Source organism: Brevundimonas sp. (assembly GCF_035627475.1).
In the GTDB taxonomy this organism is placed as follows: domain Bacteria; phylum Pseudomonadota; class Alphaproteobacteria; order Caulobacterales; family Caulobacteraceae; genus Brevundimonas.
On record NZ_DASPLR010000056.1, the window covers coordinates 1 to 3,081 of the forward strand.

Sequence of the window (3,081 nt, forward strand, 5' to 3'; positions counted from 1 at the left end):
GGCGGCGCGGTAGCGGGCGGCGTTGGCGAACAGCTGTTGGCGCAAGGCGTCGCCCTCCTCGCCGCCGGCGATGCGAATGGCCTCGATGCTGGAGCCGCAGACGGCGGGGGCGAGGGCGTTGGAGAACAGGTAGGGCCGCGCCCGCTGCTTGAGCAGGGCGACGACGTCGGAGGTGGCGCAGATGAAGCCGCCCATGGCCCCGCCCAGCGCCTTGCCGAAGGTGCCGGTGACGAAATCGACCTCGACCCCGTGGTGGGCGTAGGAGCCCCTGCCCTGCGGCCCGAGGAAGCCGGTGGCGTGGCAGTCGTCGACCATGATCAGGGCGTCGTAGCGGTCGGCGAGCGCCCGAATCTCGTTCAGTTTGGCGATATAGCCGTCCATCGAGAAGGCGCCGTCGGTGGCGATGACGATGTTGCGCGCCCCGGCGGCGCGGGCCTCCTTCAGCCGCGTCTCCAGTTCGTCCATGTCGGAGTTGGCGAAGCGGTAGCGTTTGGCCTTGCACAGCCGCACGCCGTCGATGATCGAGGCGTGGTTCAGGCTGTCGGAGACGATGGCGTCCTCTTCCCCGAACAGGGGCTCGAAGATGCCGCCGTTGGCGTCGAAGGCGGCGGCGAAGAGGATGGCGTCCTCGAAGCCAAGATAGTCGGCGATCGCCCGCTCCAGCTCCTTGTGGATTTCCAGGGTGCCGCAGATGAAGCGGACCGAGGCGGTGCCGGCGCCCCACTGCTGCTGGGCCTGGATGCCCGCCTGGACGACGCGCTCGTCGCCGGCCAGGCCGAGATAGTTGTTGGCGCAGAAGTTGAGGACGTCGCGGCCGCCGACCTTGATCACCGGTCCCTGACGGGAGGCGATGACCCGCTCGGGCTTGGTCAGGCCCTGGGCGTCGATATCGGCGAGGTCCGCGCGCACGCGGTCATAGAAGCTGGCTGTCATGCGCGCTCCGCTACGCCGTTTTGGACGTGGTTTGAAGCCCCTAGGGGGCGGGCGCCGGCGCGGGCTGACCGGCTCCGGTCAAGGGACGGATCGGGCTGACCCGGACGCGGCCGCCGCAGGGGGTGAAGCTCATGCCGAGCGCAACGGGCGAGGTGTCGCCGGGCGCGGTCATCCGCAGCCGCGCCGCGGAGGGGCAGGTCTTCTCGCCCATGGCTTCGTTGGGCACGACGCTCCACGCCAGCTCGAAGGCCGCCTTCGCCTGGGGCGCGAGGGTCACGGGCGCGATGGGCTGGCCCTGGGTGAAATAGCTGCCGAGGCTCTGTTCGCTGCGGATCGCCGTCAGGTTGCGGCCCCGGGCGTCCTGGAGCACCACGCCGGGATAGCCGGTCAGGCTGCAGGCGGTCGCTCCGATGTTCTGGACGCCGATGTTGACGACGCGGTTGCCCGCCCCGGCGTCGCCGCCCTCATTCGAGAGTTTCAGCTGCGGTCCCTTGCAGGGCGCGGCGGCCGGAAGCACGCCGCCGGGGGCGGGCTGGGGCGCAGGGACGGGACCGGTCGGGACGGCGCCGGCGCTCGGGCGGCTGCAGCGCTCGAGCACGGCCACGCCGACGTCGTCATTGGGGCCGAGGCGGCTGAGGGTCGCGCTCTCCTGTCCGTTGCGGTTGGCCGTCCACCATTCCAGTTCCGAACCGGCGTAACGGGCGCCGGACGCCGACAGGACCGTGCGCAAGGTGTAGGTCTGGCCCCTGTACGTCAGCTGGGCCGTGTCCGTATCCGGATATCCGACCGTGACCGACTGGCCGCTCTCGCAGGCGTAGCTGATCGGCGGCGCCGGCGGCGTCGTGGCTGCCGGGGACGGCTCGACCGGCTGCGGCGGGGCCTCCGCCTCCTGGGTGCAGGCGGCGGAGAGGGCGACGATCGACAGGGCGGCGAAGGCGGTGCGGAAGCGCATGATCATCCTCGGACTGGTCGCGAACCTTAACGCGAGCCAACGGCAAAGGCTCCGCTTGCGCAAGCCCGAGCCGGCCCGGGCGCTCAGGCGGTCAGGAGGCGCGGCAGTTTGAAAGTCACCGTCTCGCGTTCGCCCGCGTCCTCGATCACCTCGGCGTCGAAGCGGGCGCGGACGGCGTCGACCAGCGCCTCGATCAGGGGCTCGGGGGCGGAGGCGCCGGCGGTGATGCCGAGCGTCGAGACGCCATCCAGCCATGACCAGTCGACCTGGGTGGCGTCGTCGACGAGGCGGGCGTCGCGGGCGCCGGCCCGCAGCGCCACCTCGACCAGCCGGACGGAGTTGGAGGAATTCTTCGAGCCGACGACCAGCACCAGGTCGCAGCCCTGCCCCAGCCGCTTGACCGCCTCCTGGCGGTTGGTGGTGGCGTAGCAGATGTCTTCCTTGTGCGGGTCGGGCAGTTCGGGGAAACGGCGCTTGAGCACGGCGAGGATTTCGCTGGTGTCGTCGACCGACAGCGTCGTCTGGGTAGCGTAGGCCAGGGGCGCGTCGCCGGGACGCTGAAAGGCTTCGGCGTCTTCCACCGTCTCGACCAGGCTGATGGCGCCGGGCGGCAGCTGGCCCATGGTCCCGACGACCTCGGGGTGGCCGGCGTGGCCGATCAGGATGATGTGGCGGCCGGCGGCGTGGTGACGTTCGGCCTCGACGTGGACCTTGGAGACCAGCGGGCAGGTGGCGTCGAGGTAGAACATGCGCCGCCGCGTCGCCTCGGCTGGCACCGCCTTGGGCACGCCGTGGGCGGAGAACACCATGGGGCGGTCGTCGGGCGCCTGGTCCAGCTCGTCGACGAACACCGCGCCCTGGGCCTTCAGCCGCTCGACCACGTGCTTGTTGTGCACGATCTCGTGGCGGACGTAGACGGGCGCGCCGTACTTCTCGATGGCGCGTTCCACGATCTGTATGGCGCGGTCGACCCCGGCGCAGAAACCGCGCGGGGCGACCAGAATCAGGCGGAGCGGCCGGCGTGGCGGAAAAGGCGCGTTCATCGGTCTCAATCTAGGGCGCGGAGCGCTTCGTTGCGAGGCCGCCGATTAGCCTTTATCAGTGACTTCAAGTCGGATCGCCCGTTCGCGGGCCAGCTTTCAATGGGCGGATTACCAGCATGCGGCGCCTTCTCTCCATCCTGGCCGTGACGGTCC

The 3,081-nt window shown here is 70.6% G+C and carries 3 protein-coding genes; all 3 read right to left on the reverse strand.

Annotated elements, in window-relative coordinates; all coding sequences use genetic code 11:
- On the reverse strand, positions 1-933 hold a 933-nt coding region (locus VEA62_RS14625; protein ID WP_324823136.1), incomplete at its 3' end, for an aminotransferase class I/II-fold pyridoxal phosphate-dependent enzyme.
- 40 nt (positions 934-973) lie between these two features.
- The gene (locus tag VEA62_RS14630) at positions 974-1,885 is read right to left on the reverse strand and encodes a DUF4232 domain-containing protein (protein ID WP_324823138.1); all 912 of its coding nucleotides are present in this window, start codon (positions 1,883-1,885) and stop codon (positions 974-976) included.
- An 83-nt stretch (positions 1,886-1,968) separates the two neighbouring features.
- Positions 1,969-2,928: a 4-hydroxy-3-methylbut-2-enyl diphosphate reductase gene (gene ispH, locus VEA62_RS14635; protein WP_324823140.1), complete on the reverse strand. Its 960-nt coding sequence runs from the start codon at positions 2,926-2,928 to the stop codon at positions 1,969-1,971.
- Positions 2,929-3,081: the final 153 nt, after the last annotated feature.

What these genes read in the sequence shown, in the direction of transcription:
- VEA62_RS14630 (WP_324823138.1), bottom strand. Translation starts at nt 1,885, where the DNA reads ATGCGCTTCCGCACCGCCTTCGCCGCCCTGTCGATCGTCGCCCTCTCC.
- ispH (WP_324823140.1), bottom strand. Translation starts at nt 2,928, where the DNA reads ATGAACGCGCCTTTTCCGCCACGCCGGCCGCTCCGCCTGATTCTGGTC.